The 26,800-nt window shown below is 71.1% G+C and carries 21 protein-coding genes; 5 read left to right on the top strand and 16 right to left on the bottom strand.

The genetic code is table 11. The annotated features are described in order from the left end of the window. Nucleotides 1–3 precede the first annotated feature (3 nt). The 14 genes from J7E93_RS10405 to xylA all read right to left on the bottom strand — a co-directional run bounded on the left by J7E93_RS10405 (nucleotide 4) and on the right by xylA (nucleotide 16,160). Nucleotides 4–1,131 (bottom strand): right-handed parallel beta-helix repeat-containing protein, encoded by a 1,128-nt coding sequence (locus J7E93_RS10405; protein ID WP_215067688.1) that lies wholly within the window; start codon nucleotides 1,129–1,131, stop codon nucleotides 4–6. A gap of 28 nt (nucleotides 1,132–1,159) precedes the next feature. After that, nucleotides 1,160–2,269 carry a pectinesterase family protein gene (locus tag J7E93_RS10400; RefSeq protein ID WP_215067686.1) on the bottom strand — a complete coding sequence of 370 codons (1,110 nt, stop codon included), beginning with the start codon at nucleotides 2,267–2,269 and terminating at the stop codon, nucleotides 1,160–1,162. Between the two features lie 136 nt (nucleotides 2,270–2,405). Beyond that, on the bottom strand, nucleotides 2,406–3,698 hold the full coding sequence (locus tag J7E93_RS10395; RefSeq protein WP_215067684.1) for a polysaccharide lyase family 1 protein: 1,293 nt from the start codon (nucleotides 3,696–3,698) through the stop codon (nucleotides 2,406–2,408). After that, on the bottom strand, nucleotides 3,695–4,468 hold the full coding sequence (locus J7E93_RS10390) for a rhamnogalacturonan acetylesterase (protein ID WP_251066347.1): 774 nt from the start codon (nucleotides 4,466–4,468) through the stop codon (nucleotides 3,695–3,697). The genes J7E93_RS10395 and J7E93_RS10390 overlap by 4 nt, the downstream gene beginning before the upstream one ends. Nucleotides 4,469–4,524: 56 nt before the next feature. Continuing rightward, nucleotides 4,525–5,865 (bottom strand): sugar ABC transporter substrate-binding protein, encoded by a 1,341-nt coding sequence (locus J7E93_RS10385; protein ID WP_215067679.1) that lies wholly within the window; start codon nucleotides 5,863–5,865, stop codon nucleotides 4,525–4,527. Further along, entirely contained in the window at nucleotides 5,862–7,466 is a 1,605-nt protein-coding gene (locus J7E93_RS10380) for a glycoside hydrolase 43 family protein (RefSeq protein WP_215067677.1), read from the bottom strand. Before J7E93_RS10380 ends, J7E93_RS10385 begins: the two co-directional genes overlap by 4 nt. Then, complete coding sequence (locus J7E93_RS10375) at nucleotides 7,463–8,302, bottom strand: PmoA family protein (protein ID WP_215067675.1); 840 nt, start codon at nucleotides 8,300–8,302, stop codon at nucleotides 7,463–7,465. Before J7E93_RS10375 ends, J7E93_RS10380 begins: the two co-directional genes overlap by 4 nt. Next, on the bottom strand, nucleotides 8,299–9,462 hold the full coding sequence (locus J7E93_RS10370; RefSeq protein WP_374105369.1) for a Gfo/Idh/MocA family protein: 1,164 nt from the start codon (nucleotides 9,460–9,462) through the stop codon (nucleotides 8,299–8,301). The genes J7E93_RS10375 and J7E93_RS10370 overlap by 4 nt, the downstream gene beginning before the upstream one ends. 8 nt (nucleotides 9,463–9,470) lie before the next feature. Next, a complete protein-coding gene (locus tag J7E93_RS10365) occupies nucleotides 9,471–10,343 on the bottom strand; it encodes a carbohydrate ABC transporter permease (RefSeq protein ID WP_215067704.1) in 873 nt (290 codons plus the stop codon). Nucleotides 10,344–10,378: 35 nt separating this feature from the next. Then, nucleotides 10,379–11,338, bottom strand: a complete 960-nt coding sequence (locus J7E93_RS10360) for a carbohydrate ABC transporter permease (RefSeq protein ID WP_215067667.1) — start codon at nucleotides 11,336–11,338, stop codon at nucleotides 10,379–10,381. A gap of 90 nt (nucleotides 11,339–11,428) precedes the next feature. Beyond that, the gene (gene araD, locus J7E93_RS10355; protein ID WP_251066345.1) at nucleotides 11,429–13,225 is read right to left on the bottom strand and encodes an L-arabinonate dehydratase; all 1,797 of its coding nucleotides are present in this window, start codon (nucleotides 13,223–13,225) and stop codon (nucleotides 11,429–11,431) included. Continuing rightward, the gene (locus J7E93_RS10350) at nucleotides 13,222–14,130 is read right to left on the bottom strand and encodes a dihydrodipicolinate synthase family protein (protein ID WP_215067665.1); all 909 of its coding nucleotides are present in this window, start codon (nucleotides 14,128–14,130) and stop codon (nucleotides 13,222–13,224) included. Before J7E93_RS10350 ends, araD begins: the two co-directional genes overlap by 4 nt. A gap of 4 nt (nucleotides 14,131–14,134) precedes the next feature. After that, nucleotides 14,135–14,776, bottom strand: a complete 642-nt coding sequence (locus J7E93_RS10345; protein WP_215067663.1) for a GntR family transcriptional regulator — start codon at nucleotides 14,774–14,776, stop codon at nucleotides 14,135–14,137. A 214-nt stretch (nucleotides 14,777–14,990) separates the two neighbouring features. Further along, the gene (gene xylA, locus J7E93_RS10340; RefSeq protein WP_215067661.1) at nucleotides 14,991–16,160 is read right to left on the bottom strand and encodes a xylose isomerase; all 1,170 of its coding nucleotides are present in this window, start codon (nucleotides 16,158–16,160) and stop codon (nucleotides 14,991–14,993) included. Between the two features lie 178 nt (nucleotides 16,161–16,338). Between xylA and xylB the strand changes: the two genes are divergently transcribed. The 3 genes from xylB to J7E93_RS10325 all read left to right on the top strand — a co-directional run bounded on the left by xylB (nucleotide 16,339) and on the right by J7E93_RS10325 (nucleotide 20,662). Next, entirely contained in the window at nucleotides 16,339–17,826 is a 1,488-nt protein-coding gene (xylB, locus tag J7E93_RS10335) for a xylulokinase (RefSeq protein ID WP_215067659.1), read from the top strand. A gap of 42 nt (nucleotides 17,827–17,868) precedes the next feature. Continuing rightward, nucleotides 17,869–20,154: an alpha-xylosidase gene (gene yicI, locus J7E93_RS10330; protein ID WP_215067657.1), complete on the top strand. Its 2,286-nt coding sequence runs from the start codon at nucleotides 17,869–17,871 to the stop codon at nucleotides 20,152–20,154. A 127-nt stretch (nucleotides 20,155–20,281) separates the two neighbouring features. Continuing rightward, nucleotides 20,282–20,662 carry a VOC family protein gene (locus J7E93_RS10325; RefSeq protein WP_215067655.1) on the top strand — a complete coding sequence of 127 codons (381 nt, stop codon included), beginning with the start codon at nucleotides 20,282–20,284 and terminating at the stop codon, nucleotides 20,660–20,662. Nucleotides 20,663–20,692: 30 nt separating this feature from the next. On the opposite strand, the gene J7E93_RS10320 is transcribed toward J7E93_RS10325, so the two are convergent. Continuing rightward, nucleotides 20,693–21,160: a hypothetical protein gene (locus J7E93_RS10320; protein WP_215067653.1), complete on the bottom strand. Its 468-nt coding sequence runs from the start codon at nucleotides 21,158–21,160 to the stop codon at nucleotides 20,693–20,695. 97 nt (nucleotides 21,161–21,257) lie between these two features. Here J7E93_RS10320 and J7E93_RS10315 point away from each other — a divergent pair, with 97 nt between their 5' ends. Next, the gene (locus tag J7E93_RS10315; RefSeq protein ID WP_251066344.1) at nucleotides 21,258–21,653 is read left to right on the top strand and encodes a hypothetical protein; all 396 of its coding nucleotides are present in this window, start codon (nucleotides 21,258–21,260) and stop codon (nucleotides 21,651–21,653) included. A gap of 101 nt (nucleotides 21,654–21,754) precedes the next feature. Here the strand turns inward: J7E93_RS10315 and J7E93_RS10310 are convergent, their stop codons facing one another. Further along, the gene (locus J7E93_RS10310; RefSeq protein WP_215067651.1) at nucleotides 21,755–24,652 is read right to left on the bottom strand and encodes a glycoside hydrolase family 3 C-terminal domain-containing protein; all 2,898 of its coding nucleotides are present in this window, start codon (nucleotides 24,650–24,652) and stop codon (nucleotides 21,755–21,757) included. A gap of 354 nt (nucleotides 24,653–25,006) precedes the next feature. Here J7E93_RS10310 and J7E93_RS10305 point away from each other — a divergent pair, with 354 nt between their 5' ends. Then, the gene (locus J7E93_RS10305) at nucleotides 25,007–26,716 is read left to right on the top strand and encodes an extracellular solute-binding protein (protein WP_215067649.1); all 1,710 of its coding nucleotides are present in this window, start codon (nucleotides 25,007–25,009) and stop codon (nucleotides 26,714–26,716) included. Nucleotides 26,717–26,800 lie beyond the last annotated feature (84 nt).

The following is a 26,800-nucleotide window of genomic DNA, read 5'->3' as shown; positions in this document are numbered from 1 at the left end:
CCGTCAGTTCATCGTCGACCCGATGGTCGTCGACCCGGTCGTGAGGAACGTCGTGGCCGGCAGCGAGCCGTCCGCCTTGCGCGCCCCGTACGCGCTGGTGGCGTCGGTGCTCACAAAGGCGGGGGTCGCGATCCCCGAGTCCCAGTTGTTCCCCTGCGAGACGACCGAGGAGCCCCGGTTCGCGAGTCCCGACCCGTTGCCGACCGCGAGGTTCTTGCCGAGCCGGGCCGCGCCCGTGGCGAAGTAGTAGCCCCACTTGCCGTTGGCGTACGAGGTCGTGCGGTTGAGGGCGATCGCACCCTTGTTGCTGTTCTCGGTGAAGCCGTTGCCCGCGTTGTCCCAGGCGGCGGAGTTGTTGACGACATGGGCCACGACCTCGCCGTCGCCGCCCAGCTTGTAGCCGTTGCCGTCACCCGCGAACGCCGTGTCCGACCAGCGGTTCTTCCCGTTCCCGTACGCCCAGGTGTGTTCGACGGTGAGCGGGCTCGACCAGGACCACAGGTCGATGCCGTCGTCGGAGTTGTTGTACAGCCGGGCGCCGGTGATCAGATTGCCCGTGCCGGAGCCGAACTTCACGGCGAGTCCGTCGGCGTTCTCCCCGTGGCCGGCCGCGTCGTAGTGGCCGTAGGAGTCGAGGTTCCTGACCGTGTTGTCGTTGGTGGCGTCTCCGGTGAGCGTGAAGCCGGAGTCGCCGCCGTTGATCGTTCTGATCGTGTTCCACTCGGTTCCGGTGCAGGAGGTGCAGACGACCGCGCTGTCGGGGGAGTTCTGGAAGGTGAGGTTCGAGACCGTCCAGTAGTCGGCCGTGAGTTTGAAGATCCAGGAGCCGGCGGGCAGGTTCGAGCCGTCGATCTTCACCGTCTCGGAGCCGTACGGCCGGAGCCGGATGCGGCTGCTCGCGGTGCCGTTGGCGGTCGACTGAAGGGTGGCGGCCGGATAGTAGGTGCCGCCGCGGACCTGGATGACCGTACCGGGCGTGGCGTTCTTGACGGCGTCGGCCAGCTGGGCCGAGGTGGCGACGACGACGGTGGCGGCCTGGGCCGGGGTGGCGGCGAGGACGCCGAGGCCGGCGGTCGAGGCGAGCAGGGACAGGGCGAGGATGGTGCTCCTGGTGCGTGCGGTACGAGACATGACGTGCGGGTCCTCTCGTGGCGGTGGATCAGGGGCAGTGCGGTCGGGGGCTCCAGTCGCCCAGATATGTGTTTCGTGTCGCGGACGCGGCCTCGTCGGCGGTGAGCTGGGGCCGGTTCTGCGGGACGGTGATCTCGGCGCCCGGTCCCGTGTTGCGGTACTCGGCGAAGCGCTGGGCCTGCCACGGATAGGCGTCGCGCATGTTCGCGTACGGGGCCACGGCGTCGATCCCGGGCCCGAGCACGCTGTCGCGGACGACGAGGGACGGCCAGGCGGTCGTGTCCGAACTGGGCACCCAGGGCCTGGCCAGTTTGTAGTAGCCGTCCGGCGCCTCGCTGGTCACCCGGCAGCGGGCGGCCAGGAAGCCGTACGGGTTGGCGCCCGCGGTCGAGGGGGCGAAGACGAAGCCGTGCGGAGCGGACGCGAGATCGGGGCGCAGCAGCGTACGGAAGTGGCAGTGCTCGAAGACCGCGCGGGCCCGGCCGAAGACGAAGTCGACGTCGCCCTCGACATAGCAGTGCGCGAAGTACTGGCGGGCGACGGTGGCCAGGGTCATGGAGTCGGCGTAGAGCGTGTCCTGATGCCCGAGGAACCGGCAGTGGAAGAAGGCGGACCGGTCGCCTTGCGTCTTGAGCGCGACCGCCTGGGTGCCGGGGTTCCCCGGGAGGTCGGTGCGCAGGAAGTCGTTGGCGAAGGTGACCCACCGCGCGGTGAAACCGTCCGCCTGGACGGTGGTGGTCGCCGAACCGCTCGTGCCATAGGTGGTGCCGTCGGGGCGGGTCGTACCGGCCGCGTTGTCGTACACGACCACGACGTCACGGGGGTTCTCGCTCGCCCCGATCCAGGTCATGTCGGTCCGGGCGGCGGTGACGGAGACGGTTTCGCGGTACGTACCGGGGGCGAGGACGAGTGTCCAGCCCGGACCGTTCGCGGCGCTCACCGCGCTCTGGACGCTGGTGTGGTCCCCCAGGCCGCCGGGATGGACGTACAGGGTGCGTGCGGTGAGCCGGGCGGCGGGCGAACCGAACCGGCCGAACGGGCGGCGGGTTCCGGCGGCCGCCGGGGCGGCGGTCGCACCGAGCGAGAGCGCCGCGCCGGCGCCCGCCGTGAGCAGAGCACGGCGACTGGGCGGGGGCATGACAAAGCTCCTTCGGGGGTGATGGGCTGATCGGTCGACGAGCAGAGAGGGGAAGGCGAGAGGCCGAGAGGGGGAGGGAGGCGGGGGCGGCACGGCCGGACGGGTAGCCGCGGCGCGGCCGCCCCCAGCCCCCGGTTCAGCGGAGCTTGCCCGCGCCCGCGCAGTGGTCGACCAGGCCCGGCACGGCCTTCGGGACGTCGACACGGCCGCGCAGCGTGGGCGTCCAGCCGGCGCCGTCCCGCAGAATCTCGCCCGGGAACTCGGCGTTGTGCGCGGCGAGGAGGTCGACCGCCCTGCCGTTGACGAGGTTGCCCGCCGTCGTGACCGGGGCGTCCTTCCACTTCTTCAGGATCCGGCCCGCGCCGACGCCCGCCGGCAGGGTGAACGCGTTCTTCTCGGCGACGAGCTGGGACTCCTGGCCGATGCCGAGGCTGTACGCGTATCCCGTGGCCGGCACCACGAAGTGGTTGTTGTACGCGTCGACCTGGCCGAAGCGGACCCGTGGCGCCCGCTCGATCACGTTCTTGAAGAGGTTGTGGTGCAGCGTGACCCGCAGCTTGCCGCGGTCGGTGGCGCCCGCGCTGTCGCTGTTGCCGATCATCAGCGTCTTGTCGTGGTCGGCGAAGACGTTCCAGGACGCGGTGACCAGGTCGGCCCCGCGCACGATGTCCAGCTCCCCGTCGTGCTGCTGGTAGACCTCGCCGTAGTACCTCGGCAGCGAACTGTCCGGGTGGGCACCGTCGGTGAAGGTGTTGTGGTCGATCCAGACATGCGTCGAGCCGTACACGACCATGCTGTCGTACTCGGAGTTCCACGCCCCGGTCGCCCCGTCGGTGGGGTCCCACTGCGGGAAGCAGTCGAGCGGGCTCTCCAGCGTCAGGTTGCGGATCACGACGTTGTCGACGCCCTGGATCTGCAGGCTGCCGCCCGTGATGCCGGCGTCGCGGCCGACGCCCACGATCGTGGTGTTGGCGGGGACCTTCACCTTGATCGCCTTGCCCTGTGCGGTGGCCGACGCCGCCCGCAGCTCCTCCTGCGGGCCGCTGACGACGTTCTCGTACCCCCAGACCGCCGGGTCGTAGTCGGCGAGGTACCGGTCGAAGTCGTAGCCGGGGGCCTCGAACGCCGAGCAGCCCGCGGCGGTCGCGTTCAGCGTCCCCTTGACCTTGACGATCCTCGGCTCGGTGCCCGGGGCCTCCAGGGCGGCCCGGAACTCCTCCCAGGTGGTGACGGTGAGGACGCGGGAGGCGACCGCCGCCGCGCCGCCGCTCGTCCCCGTGCCCGCCGAGCCCCAGCCGTCCCCGGCGGGCAGCGTCCGGCGGGCGGGGTCGGACGCGGCCTGGGCGGTGGCCGGCCCCATGAGACCGCCCGTGAGGCTCAGGACGAGCGCGGTGGCTCCCGTCAGGCACAGGTTCCTGCGTCCACTCATGGTCGATTCTCCTCGGGGTCGGCATCGGGCCAGGTGATCCACTCGACGGGGATCTCCTCGTCGAGTCGTCGGGTGTCGCTCGGCGCGAGCACCCGGATGTGCAGCAGCTCGGCCGCGACGAGCCGCGCGACGGCGATCGCACCCGGCGGGTTGAAGTGGGTGTTGTCCCGCTCGGTCGGCGTCCAGTTGAAGTAGGCCGTGGTGGCCTCCGGGCCGAGCTTCTGCCACAGCGCCAGGGAGAGCTCCTGGATGTCGACCAGAGCGACGCCCTCCTCCCGGGCCACCTCCCGCATCGCGGCGGGGTACTCCCCGAGGGTCCTCAGGGCGGTGCCGCTCGCGTCGAACTTCCGCCGCTCGACGGAGGTGGCGAGCACGGGCAGCGCCCCGCGCTCCCGCGCCCCGGCGACATACCGGCGCAGATTGTCCTGGTAGGACGTCCACGGCTCGGTGTAGCGGGTCGGGTCGTCGATCTTCTGGTCGTTGTGGCCGAACTGGATCAGCAGCAAGTCGCCGGGGCGGATCGCCGCCAGGATCGTGTCCAGCCGGCCCTCGTCGAGGAAGCTCTTGGTGCTGCGCCCGTTGATGGCGTGGTTGGCGACGCGGACGTCCTTGCGGAGGAAGAACGGGAGCGCCATGCCCCAGCCGGTCTCGGGCGCGGCGGCGGCGTACTTCTGGGCGGCGGTGGAGTCGCCGGCGATGTACAGCGTGCGCATACGGTGGTGTCCTCGGGAGGGGTGCGGAAGGGCCGCCGCGGCGGGGGCCGCGCCCAGGGCGAGCGCGAGGCCCGCCCCGGCCGCGACCACCTGACGGCGGGTGGGTGCGGGCGTCACTTGTTCTGCGACTTCCACTCGGCCTGCGCCGTGTTGAGCTGCTCGGCCAGGTTGTCCAGGAACTCCTTGGCGCTGGACTTGCCGAGCAGCACCTTCTGGAAGGCGGGCTCGTTGTCGGCCTTGGAGATGGTGTTCCAGTCGGGCAGGTAGTAGGGCAGCTGCACGATGGTGGCCTTGCCGCTGAACAGCACCTCGGCGGCGAGCTTCGTCGGCTCGGCCTTCTGGATCCAGGCGTCCTTCGCCGCATCCGTGTTGGCCGGGATGGCGCCCGCCGACTCGTTCCACTTGCTGTTGGACCGGTGCGAGGCGGCGAACTCGATGAACTTCCAGGCCGCCGCCTTGTTCTTGCTGGAGGAGAACAGCCCGAGACCGTCGACCGGGTTGGAGACCTGGACCCGGGTGCCGTCGTCCGTGGTCGGGTTGGGGATGCCGCGGAACTTCTCGGTGCCCAGGGCCTTCACGTGGTCCTTGTAGGAGCCCAGGTTGTGGTTGAGCATGCCGATCTCGCCGCTGTCCCACTGCGCGACCATCTTGGTGAAGTCGTTGTTGACGTCGGCCGCCGGGGTGTTCTTCTTGAAGAGGGCGGTGTACTTCTCCAGGGCCGCCACGTTCTTCGGGTCGTTGACGGTGGTCCTGTCGCCGTTCCAGAAGCTGGTGATGCCGCTCTGGCCGTACATGGCGTCCAGCGCCTGGGCGATGGAGCCGGAGCCGCCGCGAATGGTGTAGCCGAACCGGTTCTTGTCCTTGGCCGTCAGCTTGTCGGCGGCCGCGTAGAACTTCGACCAGGTGGTCGGCTCCTCCAGACCGGCCGCCTTGAACAGGTCGGTCCGGTAGTAGAGGACGCCGTTGCTCGCCGAGGTGGGAACGGTGAACAGCTTGCCCTGGCCGCCCGCCGACTTCACGCCGTCGACCATGCCCGCATTGAGCTTGCCCTTCAGCGCGCTCGAGTCGATCCGCGCGTCGAGCGGCTCCAGCGCGTTCTGCGCGGCGATACCGGCGAGCATGGCGGCCCCGACACCGCCGACGTCCGGCAGCCCGCCGCCCTGGATGGCGGTGTCGTACTTGGACTGCACCTCGGTCGAGGCGACCCCGACGTAGTTCACCTTGATGTCGGGGTTCGCGGTCTCGAAGTCCTTGATGATCTCCTTCCAGACGTCGGTGCGGACACCGCCGTTGTTGTCCCAGAAAGTGATCTCTCCCTTGCCCGACCCTTCGGTGCCCTTGTCCCCCGCGGCGCCGCTGCCGTCGTCGCCGCAGGCGGTGACGGTCAGGGCGAGGACGGTGGTCAGGGCGAGGGCGCTGGCGGCTCTGCGCCGCCCGCTGCGGAAGACGGTCATCGTCGGCTCTCTTCTCTCGGGGGGATGTCTCTCGGGGTGATGCGGAACGTGGTGAAGTCGGCGGTGCCGGCGGGGCCCGTGCCCGTCGGAGCGGCGGCGAACAGGCCGATCAGCGCGCCCACCCAGCGCCAGGGGGTGGCGGAGAAGACCTGGCCGGAGGGGACGCCCTCGGCCGGGTCGCCCAGGGAGTACGAGAAGCGGCAGCGGGCCCCCGCGCCGATCTCGATCCTCAGCCGGACCCGGTCCTCGGGCACCGGCCGGCCGAAGGCCGCATCCCTCTCCCGGTCGGCCGAGACCGGCGCGAAGCGGTGCACCAGGCGGCTCGTGCCGTCCGCCTCGCGCCGCAGTCCGATCCAGCTGTACGCGTCGCCGAGCACCGCGATCCCGGCACGGGCGCCGGGCTCCTGGCTGTCCAGGCGCAGGTCGACCTCGACGGTGCAGGGATGGGCGGGCAGCCGCTGGGTGAGGATGTGCGGCAGCCGGCGGAGGTCGTCGGTCTCCTCCGTACGGCCGCAGCCGAGCCGCAGACCGTCGGCGGAGTGCTGGGTCGTCCAGCCCTCCCGCGGATTGGCCGTCCACTGCCACTGCCTGCCGAACCGGCCGCCGGGGAAGTCGTCGTCGGTGGCGGGCGCCGACGACGGCTGCGGCGGAAGCGCCGGCTTGGGGTGGACGAGGACCGGTACGCCCTCGTCGCCGATCACCGGCCACCCGTCGTCCCAGCGCATGGGCTGGAGATGGACGACCCTGCCGTACGCCCCGCGCTCCTGGAAGTGCAGGAACCAGTCCTCGCCCCGCCCGGTGCGGACCCAGCCGCCCTGGTGCGGTCCGTTGACGTCCGTACCGCCCTGTTCCAGGACGACCCGCTCCTCGTACGGGCCGAAGAAGGACCGGGAGCGGAAGGCGCCCTGCCAGCCGGTGGCCACACCCCCGGCGGGGGCGAAGATCCAGAACCAGCCGTCGTGCCGGTACAGCTTGGGGCCTTCGAGGGTGAACCAGCCCGGGAGGAGATCGGCGTCGACGATCGTCTTGCCCTCGTCGAGGAGTTCGGTGCCGTCGGCGCTCATCCGGTGGCCGGTGAGCCGGTTGTTGACCCCCGAGCGGGACTTGGCCCAGCCGTGCACGAGGTACGCCTCGCCCGTCTCGTCGTCCCACAGGGGGCAGGCGTCGATCAGGCCCCGGCCCGCCTTCACCAGATGCGGAGTGCTCCATTCGCCGCGCACAGTAGGGGAGTTGATCTGCCAGATGCCGTGGTCCGGGTCGCCCCAGAAGATCCAGAAACGGCCGTCGTGGTGGCGCAGCGAGGGCGCCCACACCCCCCGGTCGTGCTGGGGCGCCGCGAAGGACGTCTCCGGCAGCAGTCGCTCCAGAGCGTGGCCCACCAGCGACCAGTTGACCAGGTCACGGGAGTGGAGGATCGGCAGTCCGGGCGCCCGGCCGAAGCTGGACGCGGTGAGATAGAAGTCCTCGCCGACCCGTACGACGTCCGGGTCGGACCAGTCCGCGGCCAGCACGGGATTGCGGTACGTGCCGTCACCGAGGTCGCCGGTGGGCCAGGTGCGCACACGGCCCGCCCTGCCCGCACCGCTCGTACGGCCCGTCATGCCGTCACCGCCTTGCGCGCCAGCGCGCCGGCCGCGTCCCGGTCGAGCCGGCCGTCGGCGACGACGGTGACCACCCGGCGTACCAGCGTCCCGCCCGCCGCGACGGCCAGCCGCTCGTCGGAGGCGAGGGAGGAGCCGACGCCCGGATACTCGGCGGCGCGCACGAACCACGGGTCGCGCCGGGTCTCCTCGGTGCCCCCGGCGAAGACCAGCGTCCAGTTCCCGCCCACGAGAGCGACCCAGTCGGCGCGGGCGCCGTGCACGGCCCGCTCGCCCTCCGCGTCCGCGCCGAAGACGTCCGGCGCTGCGCTCTCCAGCGGTGCGCGCCAGAAGAATCCGCCGTAGGCGGCGCCCGGCCGGCCGTTGGTGGCCGGGCTGCCGACGGACAGCTCCTCGCCCGAGGTGTTGGTCAGCGAGAAGGTGAGGTCCAGCGCCCAGGCGGTGTCCGTGAGAGGGGTCGCGGAGACCGTCCGGTGCTCACGGAGCAGGACGCGCTCCCCGGCGACCCAGCTCAGCTCCTCCACGAAGCCGTCCGGGTCGCGGAGCTTGAACCCCTCGTGCCGCTGCACACCGTGGTTGTCGAGCTCGGTCGGGCCCCGGTCGCGGACGAAGGTGCGCCCGCCCCAGAAGTTGAACCCCGCGACGTCGGGGACGGCGACCCCGGCGCCGAGGTGGTGCGGATGGTCCTCGGGCAGCTCCTCGGTGACCGCGACGCCGCCGAGGGTGGAGACGGGATGCAGATAGGGGCGCGGGGAGTGGTCGGGCGCGAGCTCCGGCCGCAGGACGTAGCGGGCGACCGTGCGGCCGGCGCAGCGCAGAACCGTCGGGGCGTTCATCGGGATACCGCCTTCGCGGTCAGCGGCGCCCAGGGGGCGTCGAGCTCGGAGTAGAGGCTGAGGGTGTCGGCGCTCGCGGCGACCAGGCCGTCGATGCCGTGCACCACCCGGCGCGGCGCGCTCTCGCCGGGCTCGGATCGCCAGGCGTCCGCCGGGAGTTCCAGCGGGTCGGGAGCGAGCCTGACCGCCTCGACGACCCGCATGAACGCGCCGGTCGCCTCGGGAGGTACGAGCAGCTCGATGCCGTCGTCGAGATGGGCGACCAGGTTCTCCAGGAGGTCGGTCAGCCCGTGCACGGACTCCTCCGGTCCGTGCCCGGCCCGCTGGAGCAGCACCCGGTCCTGCTTGTACCAGAAGGTGATCCGGCCCCGGCTGCCGTGCACGACGACGTACGGCTCCGAGGACCTCTCGGCGCAGAGCGTCGCGGCGACACTGACCTGCGTGCCGCGGGTGGTCAGCATCCGGACGCAGGAGGTGTCATCGGACTCGATGGCGTTGACCCGCAGCAGCTCCGTCTCGATGAGTTCGACGTCCTCGGCGCGGGTGCTGCCGTCCAGGGCGAGCGCGGTCGCCACGGCGTGCGCGAGCGGATTGGTCAGGGCACCGTCGACCACGTCGACGGTGCCGATCCGCCGCCGGCCCGCCCAGGGAGCGCGCCGGAAGTACGCCTCGTCGCGGACCCAGGCCCCGGCTCCGCCGACGCCGAGGAGTTCGCCGATCGCGCCCTCCCCGATCAGCCGCCGGATCGCGGGGACGGCGTGCGAGCCGAGTGACTGGAAGCCGATCTGGCAGGCCACCCCGGCCGCGGCGACCCCGTCGGCCATCCGCCGGAACTCGGCGTACGACGGAGCCGGAGGCTTCTCGAGCAGCAGGTGCGCCCCGTGGCGGGCGGCGATCAGGGCCAGGTCGGTGTGGGTCTGGATCGGGGTGCAGACGACCGCGATCCGGGCGCCCGTCGAGGCGAGCAGCGCGTCGAAGTCGTCGGACTGCTCGGGCGTGCCGAAGCCGTTCAGCTCCTCGGCGTCCAGCGGCCGCAGCTCGCAGATCCCGGCGAGCCGCACCAGGCCGAGACGTTCGAGCCGGCGGATGTTGACCAGATGGGAGCGGCCGTGACCGCGGGCGCCCGCGAGGACGACGGGGAAGGGGGTGCGTGTGCTCATGGACGTGCTCATCCCTTCACCGCCCCCGCGCTGAACCCGGTCACCAGCCACTTCTGGATGAAGGCGAAGACGATCACGACGGGCAGGGCCGCGATGACGCCGCCCGCGGCGAGGGCGCCCAGGTCGACGCTGTCGGCGCCCATCAGGGTGTTGAGGCCGACCGGGATGGTCTGCTTCTCCTGGCTGCTGAGGAACATCAGCGCGAACAGGAAGTGGTTCCAGGAGTGGACGAAGGCGAAGGATCCGACCGCCACCAGGCCCGGGCGCAGCAGCGGCAGCACGACGATCCGGAAGGCGGTGAAGCGGCTGCAGCCGTCGACCCAGGCGGCCTCCTCCAGGGAGTAGGGCACGTTCTTGATGAAGCCGCTGATCAGGATCATCGACAGCGGGAGCTGGAAGACGGTCTCCGCGAGGATGACGCTGCCCAGCGAGTTGATCATGCTGAGGTTGGCGAAGATCTGGAAGAGCGGGACGAGCAGCAGGGCGCCGGGCACGAACTGGGAGCAGAGCAGGGCCAGCATGAAGCCCTTCTTGATCCGGAAGTCGAAGCGCGCCAGGGCGTAGCCGCCGGCGAGCGCGACGACCGTCGTCGTCACCAGGGTCGCCAGCCCGATGAGCAGGCTGTTCTGGAAGAACGTGGCGAAGCTGCGCTCGGTCCACACCTTCTCGAAGTGCGCGGTGGTCATCGGCCACGGCACGAGCGAGGTGGAACCCGCCGGGCGGAGCGCGAAGAGCAGGATCCAGTAGAAGGGGACGAGGGTGAAGACCAGATAGGTGCCGAGCGGCAGATAGATCTGCCAGCGCGGGATCTCGTCCCAGGACCGCCGCCGTTTGCCGGCGGCCGGCGGGCGGGAGTGCGGGGGCGGTGGGGCGTCGGACAGGTGCCGGGCGCCCGTCTCGCGGGTGTCCTGGACGATCACTTGCTCTCGCCTCCGAACTTGCTCAGGCGCAGATAGACCATCGAGCAGAAGAGAAGGATCACGAAGGCCACCGTCGTGAGGGCGGAGGCGTAGCCGAAGTTGTGCGCGTCGACACTGGTGTTGGCGATGTAGAGGGGCAGGGTCGTGGTCTCGCCCGCCGGGCCGCCGCCGGTCAGGGTGTAGAGCAGGTCCACGTTGTTGAACTCCCACACCGCCCGCAGCAGCGTGGAGAGGATGATCGCGTCCTTGAGGTGCGGCAGCGTGATGTGGAAGAACTGCCGCAGCCGGCCGGCGCCGTCGACCTCGGCCGCCTCGTACAGGTCCTTCGGTACGGACTGGAGGTCGGCGAGGATGAGGATCGCGAAGAAGGGCACACCGCGCCACAGATCGGCCACGACCACGGCCGGGAAGACGGTGCCGGTGTCCGAGAGCCAGGACGTGCCGTACTCTCCGACGCCCAGGTCCGCGAGGTAACGGGTGATGCCGGTCTGCGAGTTGTAGAGAAGGACCCAGATCGCCGAGGTCAGCACCCCGGACACGGCCCAGGGGGAGAAGACCAGCGCCCGGCCGAGCGCCCGGCCGACGAAGGTCTGGTTGACGATGAGGGCGAGCGCGAGTCCGAAGAGGAGCTGCAGCGTCACCTCGACGGCGACCCACTTCAGGCTGAAGGTCAGCGTCCCCCAGAAGTGCGGGTCGTCGGTGAAGATCCGGGTGAAGTTGTCGAAGCCGGCGAAGCCGTTCCGCCAGGGCTTCGTCGGGTTGTAGTGCTGCAGGCTGTAGTAGAAGACGCTGAGCACCGGGTAGGCGATGAAGCCCAGCATCAGCAGCGCGGCGGGGGCGATCAGCAGATACGGCAGACGGCGTGGTGCCACTCCCGTGCGGCGGCGACGAGCGGGTGCCTGGGATGTCCCGGGTGTCGCGGGTGCCTTGGGCGGTGGGGTCACGGCTGTGGCCATGACGGCGGCTCCGTTCTCGGGCGCGAAGCGCTTCGCAGACGGTGTTCGATATGTCGAACAGATGGAACTGGGGGTGGACCGGTCCGGGCGTCAGCCCGCGTACGGGTCCGGGGTCGTTCCCGGCCTGGCCAGGAACTCGAAGTCGCAACCGGTGTCGGCCTGGGAGATCTGCTCGGAGTACAGGGCGCCGTAGCCGCGCTCGTAACGCTTGGGCGGGGGAGCCCACTCGGCCCGTCGGCGCTCCCACTCCTCCTCGTCGATGTCCAGATGGAGCGTGCGCGCCTCGACGTCCAGGGTGATGAGATCGCCGGTGCGGACGAGGGCGAGCGGCCCGCCGACGTACGACTCCGGTGCCACATGCAGGACACAGGTGCCGTAACTCGTGCCGCTCATCCGGGCGTCGGAGATCCGGACCATGTCCCGCACCCCCTGCTCCAGCAGATGACGGGGGATCGGCAGCATCCCGTACTCCGGCATCCCCGGACCGCCCTTGGGCCCGGCGTTGCGCAGGACCAGGACATGGTCGGGGGTGATCCCGAGCTCCGGATCGTCGATGGTCCGCTGCATGGTGCGGTAGTCGTCGAAGACCACGGCGGGGCCGGTGTGCTTGAGCAGCCGAGGCTCCGCGGCGATGTGCTTGATCACCGCGCCGTCCGGGCACAGGTTGCCGCGCAGCACCGCCACCCCGCCCTCGTCCGCGAGCGGACGCGAACGCTCCCGGATCACCTCGTCGTTGTGCACGAGGGCGCCGTCGAGCTGCTCCCGCAGCGTTGCGTGCCCGACCGTCGGCCGGTCGAGATGGAGCAGATCCGTGAGCCGGGAGAGGAAACCCGGCATACCACCGGCGAAGTGGAAGTCCTCCATCAGGTATTGCCCGCCGGGGCGGAGGTTGGCGAGGACCGGCACCGTCCGCGCGATCCGGTCGAAGTCGTCCAGGGTGAGCTTCACCCCGGACCGCCCGGCCATGGCGATCAGATGGATGACGGCGTTCGTCGACCCGCCGAGCGCCAGGACGGCGGCGACCGCGTCCTCGTACGCCGCACGGGTGAGGATCCGAGAGAGCCGCAGGTCCTGCCGGACCAGTTCGACGATCCGCATCCCCGAGGCGGCCGCCATCCGGTCGTGAGCGGAGTCCACGGCCGGGATGGAGGAGGCACCCGGCATCGTCACCCCGAGCGTCTCCGCGGCGGCGGTGAGGGTGGAGGCCGTACCCATCGTCATGCAGTGGCCGGGGGAGCGGGCGAGCCCGTTCTCCAGCTCCGCCATCTCGGCGTCGCCGATCAGACCGGCCCGCTTCTCGTCCCAGTACTTCCACATGTCCGTACCGGAGCCGAGGGTCTCTCCCCGCCAGTGCCCCGGCAGCATCGGACCCGCGGGGACGAACACCGTCGGCAGGTCCACCGTGGCCGCCCCCATCAGCAGGGCGGGGGTCGACTTGTCGCAGCCGCCCATCAGCACCGCCCCGTCGACCGGGTAGGAGCGCAGCAGCTCCTCCGTCTCCATCGCCAGGAGGTTGCGGTAGAGCATCGGGGTCGGCTTCTGGAAGGTCTCCGAGAGCGTGGAGACCGGGAACTCCAGCGGGAAGCCGCCGGCCTGCCACACGCCCCGCTTCACCGCCTGCGCGCGGTCGCGCAGATGGACATGGCAGGGGTTGATGTCGGACCAGGTGTTGAGGATCGCGACGACCGGCTTGCCCAGGTGCTCCTCGGGCAGATAGCCGAGCTGCCGGGTGCGGGCCCGGTGGCTGAAGGAGCGCAGCCCGTCCGTGCCGTACCAGCGATGACTGCGCAGCTCCTCGGGCTCTCGCCGGCCCTGGGGCTCTCGCCGGTCCTCCGGCTCCGGCCCGCCCTGGGCGGCACGCCCGCCCTGATGCTCGTGCGCGCTCATGCCTGCCACCCGGCGGCTATCGCGGCGACCTCGGCCCGGTTCTCCTCGGGCAGTTCACGGCTCGGCGGGCGGATGTCGCGGCGGCACAGACCGAGCGCGGCCAGCGCCTCCTTGACGACGGTGACGTTGTCGGCGCTGCCGTTGGCGGCGCGCAGCTCCTCGAAGCGGCGGATCTGCTCCCACACCTTCATGGCCCCCGGATAGTCACCGGCCCGCAGCGCGGTGAGCATCTCCAGGGACACCGAGGGGGCGACATTGACCAGACCCGAGGTGAACCCGGTGGCGCCGCTCGCGAAGTACGAGGGGGCGTACGGCTCGGCGAGCCCGGCCACCCAGACGAAGCGGTCGAGACCGGCGTCGCGGGCGAAGCCGGCGAAGCGCGACGCGTCCGGGACCGCGTACTTCACACCGATGACGTTCGGGCAGGCCGCGCCGAGCTCCGCGAGCCGCTCGCCGCCCAGCAGCGGATTGCGGATGTACGGCACGATGCCGAGCTCCGGAACGGCGTCGGCGATGGCCCGGTGGTAGTCGACCCAGCCGCCCTCGGAGACGTACGGGTGAACGGGCTGATGGACCATCAGCATGCCGACACCGGCGTCCCTGGCGTGCCGGGCGGCCGCCACGGCGGTCGGCACGTCGTGGCCGACGCCGACCAGGACGGCGGCGCGGTCGCCGGCCTCCTCGACGGTCGTCTCGGTGACCTGGCGGCGCTCCTCGGGCGTGAGGGCGTAGAACTCGCCGGTGTTGCCGTTCGGTGTGAGCGTACGGACGCCGCCGTCGAGCAGTCGGCGCAGCAGCGCGCGGTGGGTGGTGGTGTCCAGCGAGCCGTCCTCGGCGAACGGCGTCACCGGGATCGCCACCACATCGGCGAGCGCGGCCTTCTCGGTCTCGAAATTCCTGGTCACTCGGTCACTCACTGTCTTCGGGGAAGGCGCGCTCGACGAACGAGGCGATGTGGGCGTGCACGGCGAGGCCGGCGCCGGCGGAGTCGCCGGCCGCCGCGAGCCGCAGGATCTCCTCGTGCTCGGCGGCCTCCCGCTCCCAGGAGGGCGTCGCCGCCCACGCCACGGTGGACACCAGGGCGGCCTGGTCGCGGACCTCGTCCAGCATCCGGCCGAGCAGCGGATTGCCGCAGGGCAGATAGAGGGCGCGGTGGAAGTCGCGGTTGGCCAGCGACCGTTCGGCCGGGTCCTCGGCGGTCGCGGCCCGCCTGAGCGCGTCCCGCGCCTCGTCGAGGGCGGCCCCGGAGGCGACGGCGCGGCGTACCGCCTCCGGCTCCAGGAGGAGCCGTACGTCGTATACCGCGCGGGCCATGTCGGCGTCCACCATGCGCACGGTCGCGCCCTTGTACTGGCTCATCACCACGAGACCACTGCCGGCCAGCGTCTTCAAGGCCTCGCGCACCGGAGTCTTCGACACCCCGAAGCGGGCGGCGAGCTCGGTCTCGACCAGGGCCTGGCCGGGACTCAGACCACCGGTGAGGATGTCGTGTTTGACCGCTTCCAGGACGTACTGGGTCCGGGACGGGATGGGGCTGGGGGCGAAGGCCATGACGCACTCTCAGATCTCATGTATCGCGTCTCATATATGACGTACGAAGTGCAACGCGGTCGAAGCTAGGGGTGCGTTCATGTTTCGTCAATGCTTCGCACAGGATTATTAGAAAGCGCTTGCTGTCCTGCCGGGCAGTGGAACACGACGACGGGCGCCCGGTCCAGCGGCCGGGCGCCCGTCGTCGTGGATCGTCGCGGTGGAGCAGGCGCCGTCAGCGGACCGCCAGCAGGTGCTCGAGCGCCAGCTGGTCCAGGCGCTCGAAGGCCATGGAGCGTTCGGCCGCCGCCGTCACGTCGAACTCCTCGAACGCGGAGGCGTCCGCGAGCAGGGCCGCCAGCCCGTCGGCGGCGGTGGGCACCGCCAACTCGTCGAGGCGGGAGGCGGTCAGGGCCTCCTGGACCTCGGGATCCGCGCGGAAGGCGGCGGCGCGCTCCTTGAGGATCAGGTAGTTGCGCATGCAGTTCTTCGCCGACTCCCACACCCCGTCGAAGCCGTCGGTGCGCACCGGCTTGAAGTCGAAGTGGCGCGGCCCCGCGTAGCCGGCCGTCTCCAACAGGTCCACCAGCCAGAACGCCTGGCGCAGGTCCCCGGCGCCGAAGCGGAAGTCCTGGTCGTACTTGATGCCCGACTGGCCGTTGAGGTCGATGTGGAACAGCTTGCCGGCCCACAGCGCCTGGGCGATGCCGTGCGGGAAGTTGAGGCCGGCCATCTGCTCGTGGCCCGTCTCCGGGTTCACGCCCACCAGCTCGGGCCGCTCCAGGCGCTCGATGAACGCCAGCGCGTGGCCGATCGTCGGCAGCAGGATGTCCCCGCGGGGCTCGTTCGGCTTGGGCTCGATCGCGAAGCGCAGGTCGTAGCACTGTTCGGTGACGTACTGGCCGAGCAGGTCGAAGGCCTCCTTCATCCGGTCGAGCGCCACCCGGACGTCCTTGGCGGCGCCCGACTCGGCGCCCTCGCGACCGCCCCAGGCCACATAGGTGGTGGCGCCGAGCTCGACGGCGAGGTCGATGTTGCGGATCGTCTTGCGGAGCGCGTAGCGGCGCACGTCACGGTCGTTGGCGGTGAAACCGCCGTCCTTGAAGACGGGGTGGGTGAAGAGGTTGGTCGTGGCCATCGGCACCTTCAGGCCGGTGCGCTCCAGGGCGCCCCGGAAGCGCTTGACGACGGCCTCGCGCTCGCCGTCCGGCGCCCCGAAGGGGATGAGGTCGTCATCGTGGAAGGTCACGCCGTACGCCCCGAGTGCGGCGAGCCGCTCGACCGACTCGACCGGGTCGAGCGCCGGGCGAGTGGCGTCACCGAAGGGGTCGCGGCCCTGCCAGCCGACGGTCCACAGCCCGAAGGTGAACCGGTCCTCGGGGGTGGGGGTGAAGCGTTCCGACATGATCTGTCCCTCTTTCGGCTGATCGCGGGAGGATGTGCGGGGGAAAACGACGCCCGGCGGGGGCTGGTCGCCGTATTTGTTTTCTGAGATAACTAATACGGCACCGCGCGACACCGCGCCAGAGTGGGAGTCGGACGGGCACCGGCCGACCCGAGAAGCCCGACGAAAGGTGAGGTCCATGGCGGCGACGCATCCGGCGGCCCCGGTCGTGATCGGCGTGGACAGCTCCACGCAGTCCACCAAGGCGGCCGTCGTGAACGCGGCCACCGGCGCTCTGCTCGCCGTGGGCCGCGCCCCGCACACCGTCACCGGCTCCGACGGAGCCAGGGAGAGCGCCCCCGAGGCCTGGTGGAACGCGCTGCGCGAGGCCATCGCCGCGGCCCTGGCCGAAGCACGGGTGCCCGCCTCCGCCGTCACCGGTATCGCCGTCGCCGGGCAGCAGCACGGCCTGGTCGTCCTCGACGCCGCCGGCCGCCCCCTGCGGCCCGCCCTGCTCTGGAACGACACCCGCTCCGCGCCCCAGGCCGCCGAACTCACCGCCGCGCTCGGCGGCCCCGGCCCCTGGCTCGCCCGGACCGGCTCCGTACCGGTGGCCTCGATGACCGCGGCCAAATGGCAGTGGCTGCGCGCCCACGAGCCCGCCGTCGCCCGGGCCGCGGCGGCCGTCCGACTGCCCCACGACTTCCTCACCGAGCGGCTCTCCGGCGTCGCCGTGACCGACCCCGGGGACGCCTCGGGAACCTGCTGGTACAGCACGGCGAAGTCCGCCTACGACCCCGAACTGCTCGACCTCCTCGGTCTCGACCCGGCAGCGCTGCCCGCCGTCGCCCCGAACGGCGCCACCCGCGTCGGTACGCTCACCCCGGCCGCGGCCCGGGCGCTCGGCCTCCCCGACACCGTCGCCGTCGCCGCCGGCACCGGGGACAACATGGCCGCCGCCGTCGGACTCGGCCTCGGCGGCGCGGGACTTCTCGACCACCCGGTCGTCAGCCTCGGCACCTCGGGCACCGTGTTCGCCGCCACCCGGACCCGGCCCGCCGCCGCCGGCCTCGCCGGATTCTCCGCCGCCGACGGCACGTACCTCCCGCTCGGCTGCACCCTCAACTGCACCCTCGCCGTGGACAGGTTCGCCGAACTCCTCGGGCTCGACCGGAACGACGCCGTCCCCGGCGACGGCGTGGTCGTCCTGCCCTACCTCGACGGCGAACGCACCCCCGACCTGCCCCACGCCACCGGCCTGCTCACCGGCCTGCGCCACACCACCACCCCGCGCGCGATCCTCGGCGCCGCCTACGAGGGCGCCGCCTTCACCGTCCTGCGCGCCCTCGACGAACTCCTCACCGCCTGCGGCCTCGACCCCGCCGACCCCCGGGTACGGGAACGCCCGCTGCGGCTGATCGGCGGCGGCGCCCGGGGCCGCGCCTGGACCGAGACCGTCCGCCGGCTCTCCGGCCGCCCCCTGGTCGTACCGGCCGCGACCGAACTCGTCGCCCTCGGCGCCGCCGCCCTCGCCGCGGCCGCCGCCACCGGCGAGGACCCCGTCGCGCTGGCCACCGCCTGGGGGACCGGTCACGGCGAGACCCTGCCGCCCGTCGCACGCGACGAGGAGACATGGGAGCGTATCTCCGGCGTCCTGGACCGCGCCGCCCCGGGCCTCCTGACCTGACCCGCACCCGCCGCCACCCCATCGCACCCTCCGAGGACCCCGATGAAGTTCACCGACGGCTTCTGGCTCATGCGCGAAGGCGTTCACGCCTCCTACGCCACCGAAGTGCGCCATCTGCACCTGAGCGCCGACCACTTCACCGCGTACGCCTCCGTGAAACGGGTCGAGACGCGGGGCGACACCCTCAACTCCGCCCTCATCACCGTGGAGTGCTTCTCGCCCGCGGAGGGCGTGATCGGCGTCCGCCTCACCCACCACGCCGGAAAGGCCCACCGGGGGCCGGACTTCGCGCTCCCCGGCGACGGCCCCGGGACCGCCACCGTGCGGGGCGAGGGAACCGTCACCGAGCTGACCAGGGGCCCGCTCACCCTGCGCCTGGACCGCTCCGCGCCCTGGGCCCTGGAGTTCCGCGACACCGACGGCCGGACCCTGACCACCGCCGGACGCAAGGGCACCGCCTTCGTCACCACCGGCGACGGATCCCACCACATGATGGCCCAACTCGCCCTGGGAGTCGGCGAGGACGTCTACGGACTCGGCGAACGCTTCACCCCGTTCGTCAAGAACGGCCAGGTCGTGGACATGTGGCAGGCCGACGGCGGGACGAGCAGCGAACAGGCCTACAAGAACGTTCCGTTCTACCTCTCCTCGCGCGGCTACGGGGTCTTCGTCAACCACCCCGGCAAGGTCTCCTTCGAGGTCGGCTCCGAGTCCGTCGGCCAGGTCCAGTTCAGCGTCGAGGACCAGACGCTGGAGTACTACGTCGTCGCGGGCCCCACGCCCAAGGACGTCCTCTCCCGCTACACGGCCCTGACCGGCAGGCCGGCCCTCCCCCCGGTCTGGTCGTTCGGCCTGTGGCTGACCACCTCCTTCACCACCCCCTACGACGAGGACACCGTCACCTCCTTCGTCGACGGCATGGCCGAGCGGGGCATCCCGCTCTCCGTCTTCCACTTCGACTGCTTCTGGATGCGCGAGTACCAGTGGTCGGACTTCCAGTGGGACCCGGAGACCTTCCCGGATCCGGCCGGGATGATCGCCCGCCTCAAGGAGCGGGGCCTGCGGGTCAGCATGTGGATCAACCCGTACATCGCGCAGAAGTCCACCCTCTTCGCCGAGGGCATGGCCGGCGGCTACCTGGTGAAACGACCGAACGGCGACATCTGGCAGTGGGACCTGTGGCAGCCGGGCATGGCCCTGGTCGACTTCACCAACCCGGAGGCCCGCGCCTGGTTCCAGGAGCGGCTCAAGCCGCTGCTCGCGCAGGGCGTCGACTGCTTCAAGACGGACTTCGGCGAGCGGGTCCCCACCGACGTGGTCTGGCACGACGGCTCCGACCCGGAGCGGATGCACAACTACTACACCCACCTCTACAACCAGGCCGTCTTCGAGCTCCTGGAGAAGGAGCGGGGCACGGGAGAGGCCGTCCTCTTCGCCCGCTCGGCGACCGCGGGCGGCCAGCAGTTCCCGGTGCACTGGGGCGGCGACTGCTGGGCCTCGTTCGAGGCCATGGCCGAGTCGCTGCGCGGCGGGCTTTCCCTGTCACTGAGCGGCTTCGGCTTCTGGAGCCACGACATCGGAGGCTTCGAGGGCACCCCCGACCCGGATGTCTTCAAGCGCTGGCTGGCCTTCGGCCTGCTCTCCTCGCACAGCCGGCTGCACGGCAACGAGTCCTACCGCGTCCCCTGGGAGTTCGGGCCGGAGGCGGTCGACGTGGCGCGGCGGTTCACCGAGCTCAAGCACCGGCTGATGCCCTATCTGTACGGCGTCGCCGTCGAGGCGCACCGCACGGGGGTCCCCGCCATGCGCCCGATGCTGCTCGAGTTCCCCGACGACCCGGGCTGCCGGACCCTCGACCGCCAGTACATGCTCGGCCCCGACCTGCTCGTCGCACCGGTCTTCACCGCCGACGGAGAGGTGGAGGTGTACCTCCCGGCGGGGGAGTGGACGCACCTGCTCACCGGCGAGACCGTCACCGGCCCGGCCTGGCGCCGCGAGGTCCACGGCTTCGACAGCCTGCCCCTGTACGTCCGCCCGGGCGCCGTCCTCCCGCTGGCCGCCGACGACCGACGCCCCGACGGGGAGTGGCTCGACGGCCTCACCCTGCTCGTGACCCCGGGGACCACGGACCGCACGCTCACCGTCCCGGACCACCGGGGTGACACGGCGGCCACCTTCCGGATCACCCGCTCTCCGGCCGCCGTCCGGGCCACCACGTCCGACACGGAGCGCCCCTTCGAACTTCGCGTGGTGGGCGGCGGGACGGCCAGGGGCAGCGCGGAGGTCACGGTCCTCGACGGCGCGCAGGCCACGGTGCGGGAGGCCTGACGGAGGCTCGGCGGCCGCGGGATCGGAACATGGCATCGAGCTGCGCGGCGAAGGCGGCGAACTCGATCCTCCCTGTGGCCCCTTCAAGGTCTTTTTTTCGAACGCCTGGTAGGCCTAAGCTCGGCGGATGACCTTGGAATGGGAACAGGTGATTGTCCACTCGGTGGATCCGGCGGCCTTGGGGCAGTGGTGGGCCGAGGCTCTTGGCTGGGTGGTGGTCCACTCCTCCGATGACGAGTTCGAGATCCGCCCGGAGCCGGATCGCCTGCCGGGGCTGGACTTCGTCCGGATCGACGAGAGCAAGAAGGCCAAGAGCCGACTGCACCTCGACTTCAGGCCCGATGACCAGAACGCCGAGGTGGCTCGTCTTGTGGCTCTTGGCGCACAGCGCGTCGATATCGGACAGGGCGACCAGTCGTGGGTGGTATTGGCGGACCCCGAAGGCAACGAGTTCTGCGTCCTTGGCCAACGGCGTCAGCCAGGCGAGCCAGGCCAAGGTTCGTCCTAGTCCGCGTGGAGCCTCCACGGACCTTCGCGCCTACGCCTTGCTTGAGCAGACGGTCTCAGTCCAGGTCGCGCGGAGGTCACGGCAGACGACGGTGAGTGTGCCGTCCCAGCAGGCGATCTCGTGGCTGCAGCCGTCCCTGTGCGGCAGGATCTCGTCGAGAATCACAGCCCCGAGGTCCGCCTCTCGGTCCTCGTCGGCGGGATCGATGACGAAGCTGGAGACGCCCGCGTAGCGGATGACCAGGTCGCGATCGTGCTTCCAGCAGTTGTGCCGGAACGCGACCTCCATCTCCTCACCGCCGGCGCCCCGGACGGCATGAAGCGTCAGGTCCTTCACACATCGCCTGCTGTGGAAGTCGTAGTGGCCCGTGTCAGTGGCGAAGGCCCGGGCACCCGGGGGCAGATCATCGGAGATCGAGGGCAGATGGGCCAGGTAGCGAGCCGGGTCCAAGACTCCTGACAGGCCGCCGACCTGCGCATCGAGATTGACGTACTCCATCGGCCTTCGCCCCCGCTCATAGCTTCCTGCTGGCCGACGAATCGTCGCACGACTTCTCGTGGCAGCATGGACGGCATGACGACGAACCGAAAGGTCCATGCCGCGTAGACGGCCAGGACACCTCCGCGCCGGCATCTCCCCTCACCGGACACCAGGGGAAAGGCACGCCATCGACGGCCTGTCCTCGCGTGCACTGTCCGAGATCTTCCGTCTTGAGCGCGGCCGCAACTATCTGCAGCCAGGAGACGTCAGCGCGGCCCTGCGCCTGTGGAAGGAGTACGTCCACCGTCCCGAGCGCCAACTGTGGCACGACGACGAGTGGGGCGACGTGCACTGGTACTGCTGCGGCAACCCTCTCGAAGCCCGCGCTCTCCTCGACACCGTCACGCAGGCCATGTCACCTCGAAGCGCCCGCGAACTCCGGCGGATCATCAGCCGGTTCGATGCGATCTGGAACCGACCGTCACCGCCGTACGTGGCGGGCGGAGGTTGACGAACAGGCTCAGGAGCGTTGACAACCCGTGTCGATGACGACGGGGCCCGGCACCGGAAGGCGTCGGTGCCGGGCCCCGCTGGTCGACTTCGGCAGGACCCTCAGCCGGCGAAGTCGATCCGCGCGAGGCGAACCCGCCCGCGCAGCCTGATGTGCAGATCCCCGACGCCCCGCGCGAGGATTCCGGCACCGAGCGTGGTGTAGTCGTAGCGGCCGCCGGTCTCCGGGACGTCGATGCCGGCCAGCACCGTGCGGCCGTCGAGCGAGAGCTCGACACGGCCCGCTCCCGCGACCTCCACGGCCACCTCGGTCGCCCCGTCGCCGAAGTCGCAACGCTGGAAGACGAGTTCGCCCTCGGCGTCGGCCGCCGACGCGCTCTCGCCCTCGGCCCCCGCTCCGGCGGGCGTCACGGCGTCGCCCGACACCTTCGTCCGGTCGACGATCTCCGTGCCCCGCTGCTCGTCGTAGTCGACGGCGGAGAGCCCGTTCTCCAGGACGGGGCGCGGCCCGGGCCGTACCCCGTCGATCTCGACCCTGACCGACCGCCGCAGGTCCGCGCTCGATGCGCCGACCTGGATCTCGTACGCCCCCGGCTCCGTCGTCCACCGCCCGTGCGCCACGTCCCAGAAGCCGAGCGCGGAGCGCGGGATCTCGAACGACAGCGTCTCGGAGGCTCCTGCGGCAAGCGGCAGCCGGCGGTGGGTGAGCAGTTCGCGGTGCGGGCGCGGCACGGACGGGTCGACGGCCCGCGCGTACACCTGTACCACCTCGTCCGAGGCGACGGCGCCCGTGTTGGTCACGGTGCATTCCACCCGTACGACCTCCTCGTCGACCGAGGCGGACAGCCTCTCGTAGGCGAACGAGGTGTACGACAGGCCGTGGCCGAAGGGGAACAGCGCCGTCCCGTCGAAGTACAGGTACGTCTGGCGGCTGCCGACGATGTCGTAGTCGAGGATGTCCGGCAGATCGGCGTCGGACGCGTACCACGTCTGCGGCAGCCGGCCCGCGGGGGAGACGTCCCCGGCGAGAATCCTGGCCAGCGCCGTGCCCGCGGCCTGGCCGCCGTGTGCCGTCCAGAGCAGGGCCGGCAGCGCGGCGGCGGCGTCGGGGACGGCGTACGGGTAGGCGGAGACGAGCACCAGGGCGGTACGGGGGTTGGCGGCGTGGGCCGCACGCCACAGCCGTTCCTGGTGGGCGGGGAGCGCGAGGGTCGACCGGTCCTCGGTCTCGCGCCCGCACAGGTGCGGGTCGTTGCCCGCGACCACCAGGACCACGTCGGCTTCGGCGGCGGCCCGGGCGACGGCGTCCTCGCCCCGCTCGACGGTCTCGACCGTGAAGATCTCGGCCGATTCACGGTCGGCGGCAACCTTCACGCCGTCGGCGGCGACACAGACGTATCCACCGGTCCCGACGTGCAGGAGGAGGTGCCCCGCGTCATGGTCCGTGCCCCGCGCCTCCAACCGGAAGGTCTCCTGGACGACCCAGCCCCCCGGCTGGTCGGCCGAGGCCCTCACCCGGCGGTCGTCGGCGACCGACAGATACCGGCCGTCCGGGGCACGCAGGGTGAGCAGCCCGCCTCCCCAGTCGATCAGCGCGAACTCCGAACCGTCGCCGTCGGTGGTCAGTGGTGGAAGGTCGGTGCGCCCGGCCACGAGCGCCGGGTCCAACGCGCCCTCGGCGAGGTGCGTCTCGTCCCGGACATCGCTCTCCGGCACCCGCAGCCGGGCGCCGGACGCGGTCCGCAGCCGCACCCGGTTCACGCCCTCCGCGAAGACGACGCGGTCGGCGCCGAACCGCTCGCGCAGCCCGTTCAGCGGGGTGGAACGGTGCAGCAGACTCCCGCTGTACCAGTCGAGCTTGGACTCGTCGCCGAGCAGCCCGACCACCGCGATCCGGGTGCCGGGGCGCAACGGCAGCAGGGGCTCGCCGTCTTCCGCCGGACCGTTCTTGAGCAGCACGACGGCCTGTTCCGCCGTCTCCTGGGCCAGCGCCCGGTGCTCGGGCGAGTCGAAGGCCTGTTCGTCGGCGTAGGGGTCGAGCTCGGGATCGAACTCGCCCAGGGCGAAGCGCACCGTCAGCTGGCGGCGGACGGCGGTGTCGATGTCCTCCTGGCCGATCAGACCCTGTTCGCGTGCGCCGCGCAGCCTGGCCACGATCGCCGTGCCGTCGGTGCCGTGGTCCGTGAACGAGTCCACGCCGGCGAGCAGCGCGGCGGCCGTCGCCTCCTCGTGCGTGGCGAAGTACTTCTCCGAGTCGACGAGGTTGGACGGCGCTCCCGCGTCGGAGCAGACCAGCAGCTCCCGCTCCGTCCATGTCCGCAGGTGTTCGCGCAGATACGGCGAGAGATGGTTCGGGCGGCCGTTGACGAGGTTGTAGGCGGGCATCACACCGGCCACCCCGCCCGCCTCGACGGCGCCGCGGAAGGCCCGCAGGTCGTACTCGTGCAGCACTCGCGGACGGACCGAGGCCGACGAGGTGTCCCGGTCCGTCTCGTTGTTGTGGGCGAGCCAGTGCTTGAGGACGGGCGCCGTGCGCCAGTACGTGGGGTGGTCGCCGCGCAGCCCGCGGGTGTACGCGACGGCGAGCGCGGAGGTCAGGGCGGGGTCCTCCGAGTAGCCCTCCTCGCCACGGCCCCAGAGGGGATGGCGCAGCAGATTCACGGTCGGCGCCCAGATGTTGAGCCCGACCCGGTCGTCCTTGGCACGCATCGCGCGGGCCTCGCGCGAGACGGCCTCGCCGACCCGGCGTACGAGTGCGGGGTTCCAGGTGGCGCCGAGGCCCACGGCCTGCGGGAACACGGTGGCCGGGCCCATCCACGCGACCCCGTGCAGCGCCTCCTGCCCCGTCCGGAACGCCGCGAGGCCGAGGCGGGGCACGGCCGGGGCGAACTGGTGGAGCATCGCGAGGCGTTCGTCGGGGGCCAGCCGGTCGAGCAGGTCGTCGACGCGCCGGGCGACGGGTGTCGCTGGGTCACGGAAGGGTGGCCGTTCTGCGGTCACGTGCGAATCCCTAGGCAGAGGAGGGTAAATGGGCACACCGATTTTTCGAAGCGCTTCGATGCTCGACTTCGACACGGGCTCTGTCAAGGCGTGCGACAGCGCCACCCGGCCCACGCCCCCGTACTCAAGCGGCCTACACCCATGCCGGGTTGGATGACGAATCTTTGGTACCGACTCTTGCCGGGCCGGTGACGTTCACTTAACCTCGCAGCAACATCGAAGCGCTTCGACTAGGGATGGTGTCGACAGCGCCGCGGGTCGCCGTGCCCGCCAGACTGCTCCGCCTCACACATCGCAGCCGACCGGCGGCCCGCTTCCGCCGGATGTCCTGGCGCGCCACGAAGGGTTGACGCAATGACGCCGAACGCCGTCACCACGGGTTCCCCGAGCTCCTCCGCGGGCTCCTCCCCGAGCCGGAGAGGCTTCCTCGGATCCGCCGCAGTCGCCGCCGTCGCCGTGGCCGGCGGCATGCCGCTGCTCGCGGCCTGCGGCGGTGGGGAGACCGCGAAGAAGGACGGCACCACCAGCGGCAAGGACGCGCAGAAGATCCTCCCCGCGTACGTGGCGCGCGACGTCGTCGCCCCCGACATCGCCCCGAAGAACGGCTCCGCGGCCGGATTCATCCGTCCCATCGCCAAGGACCAGCTCGCCACCTCGGTCGCCACCAAGCGTGGCAAGGGCAGCACGATCCGCGTCATGGCCCCGCTCTGGGGCACTCCGCCGGCCAACGACAACCCGTACTACACGGCCATGAACGAGGCCATCGGCGTCAAGACCGTCTGGCAGAACCAGGACGGCAACGTCTACGACCAGAAACTCGGCGCCGTCCTCGCCTCCAGCGACATCCCCGACCTCGTCGTCGTCCCCGGCTGGAACCTCGGCGGCAAGATCCCCAGCGCCATCAACGCCAAGTTCGAGGACCTCGGCCCGTACCTCTCCGGTGACAAGGTCAAGTCCTACCCGAACCTCGCCGCCATTCCCACCGACGCCTGGCAGCGCTCCATCTTCGGCGGCAAGCTCCGCGGACTGCCGATGCCGGCCTCGTACGTCACCAACATCGCGCCCTTCTACCGCAAGGACATCTTCGACGCCAAGGGCTGGCAACTCCCCAAGAGCGCCGACGAATTTTTCGCCCTCGCCAAGGAGATCACCAACGCCAAGGCGAAAGTCTGGGCCTGTGACGACATGATGTGGACCGCCTTCAGCATGTTCGGCGTCCTCTCCGGCGGCGAGAAGTCGCTCGGCTGGCACATGGTCGACGGCAAGCTGATCAACCGCATCGAGACGCAGGAGTACCTCGAAGCCCTGGAATGGACCCGCAAGCTCTACGACGCGGGCCTGGTCCACCCGGACGCCAAAGTGCAGAACCAGGGCGACGCCGGCAACCGGTTCACCGCCGGGCAGGTCCTCATCTACAACAACGACCTCTCCCACTGGTACGCCAAGACCGCCGAACAGGCGGCGCAGAACCCGGCGTTCGCCATCGCCGCGATGGACATCCCCGGGCACGCGGGCGGCAACCCGAAGCTCTGGGCCACCAACCCGGCCAACATATGGGCCTTCGTGAAGAAGGGCAGCCCCCGGGCGCTCGTGGAGGACGTCCTCGCCATCGCCGACTTCACCGCCGCGCCGTACGGCACCAAGGAACGGATGCTCACCGACTACGGCGTCGAAGGCGTCGACCACACCGTCAAGGACGGCCTTCCGATCAAGACCGACCAGGGCAACAACGAGGTCAACAGCTCCTGGCTCTTCCTCGGCAACCCCGCCCCCTACATCGCCCACCCGGACGCACCCGAGGTCACCCGGGCCATGGTCGAGTGGCAGCAGCGCATGGGCGCTTTCACCGGCAAGTCCTCCTTCTACGGGATGACCGTCACCGAACCCTCGCAGTGGACCGGCCTGATGAACGACTTCGAGCAGCTGGAGAAGGACATCGTCCGCGGCCGCAAGAAGGTCTCCGACATGCAGCAGGCCGTCTCGGAGTGGAAGAGCAAGGGCGGCGACCAGCTGCGCGACTGGTACAAGAAGCTGCTCGACTCCAACGGGCCCGCGGCGAGCTGACCGTGGCCACGCTCAACCCCCACAGGGCCGACCGCGGGCAGCGGCCCCGCCGCCCCGCGCCGGGCGCCGGCCGCACGCCCCGGC

Source organism: Streptomyces sp. ISL-36, from assembly GCF_018614205.1.
Classification (GTDB): domain Bacteria; phylum Actinomycetota; class Actinomycetes; order Streptomycetales; family Streptomycetaceae; genus Streptomyces.
The sequence above is the reverse complement of the archived record's forward strand: the minus strand, read 5'-3'. Positions and strand labels throughout refer to the sequence as shown.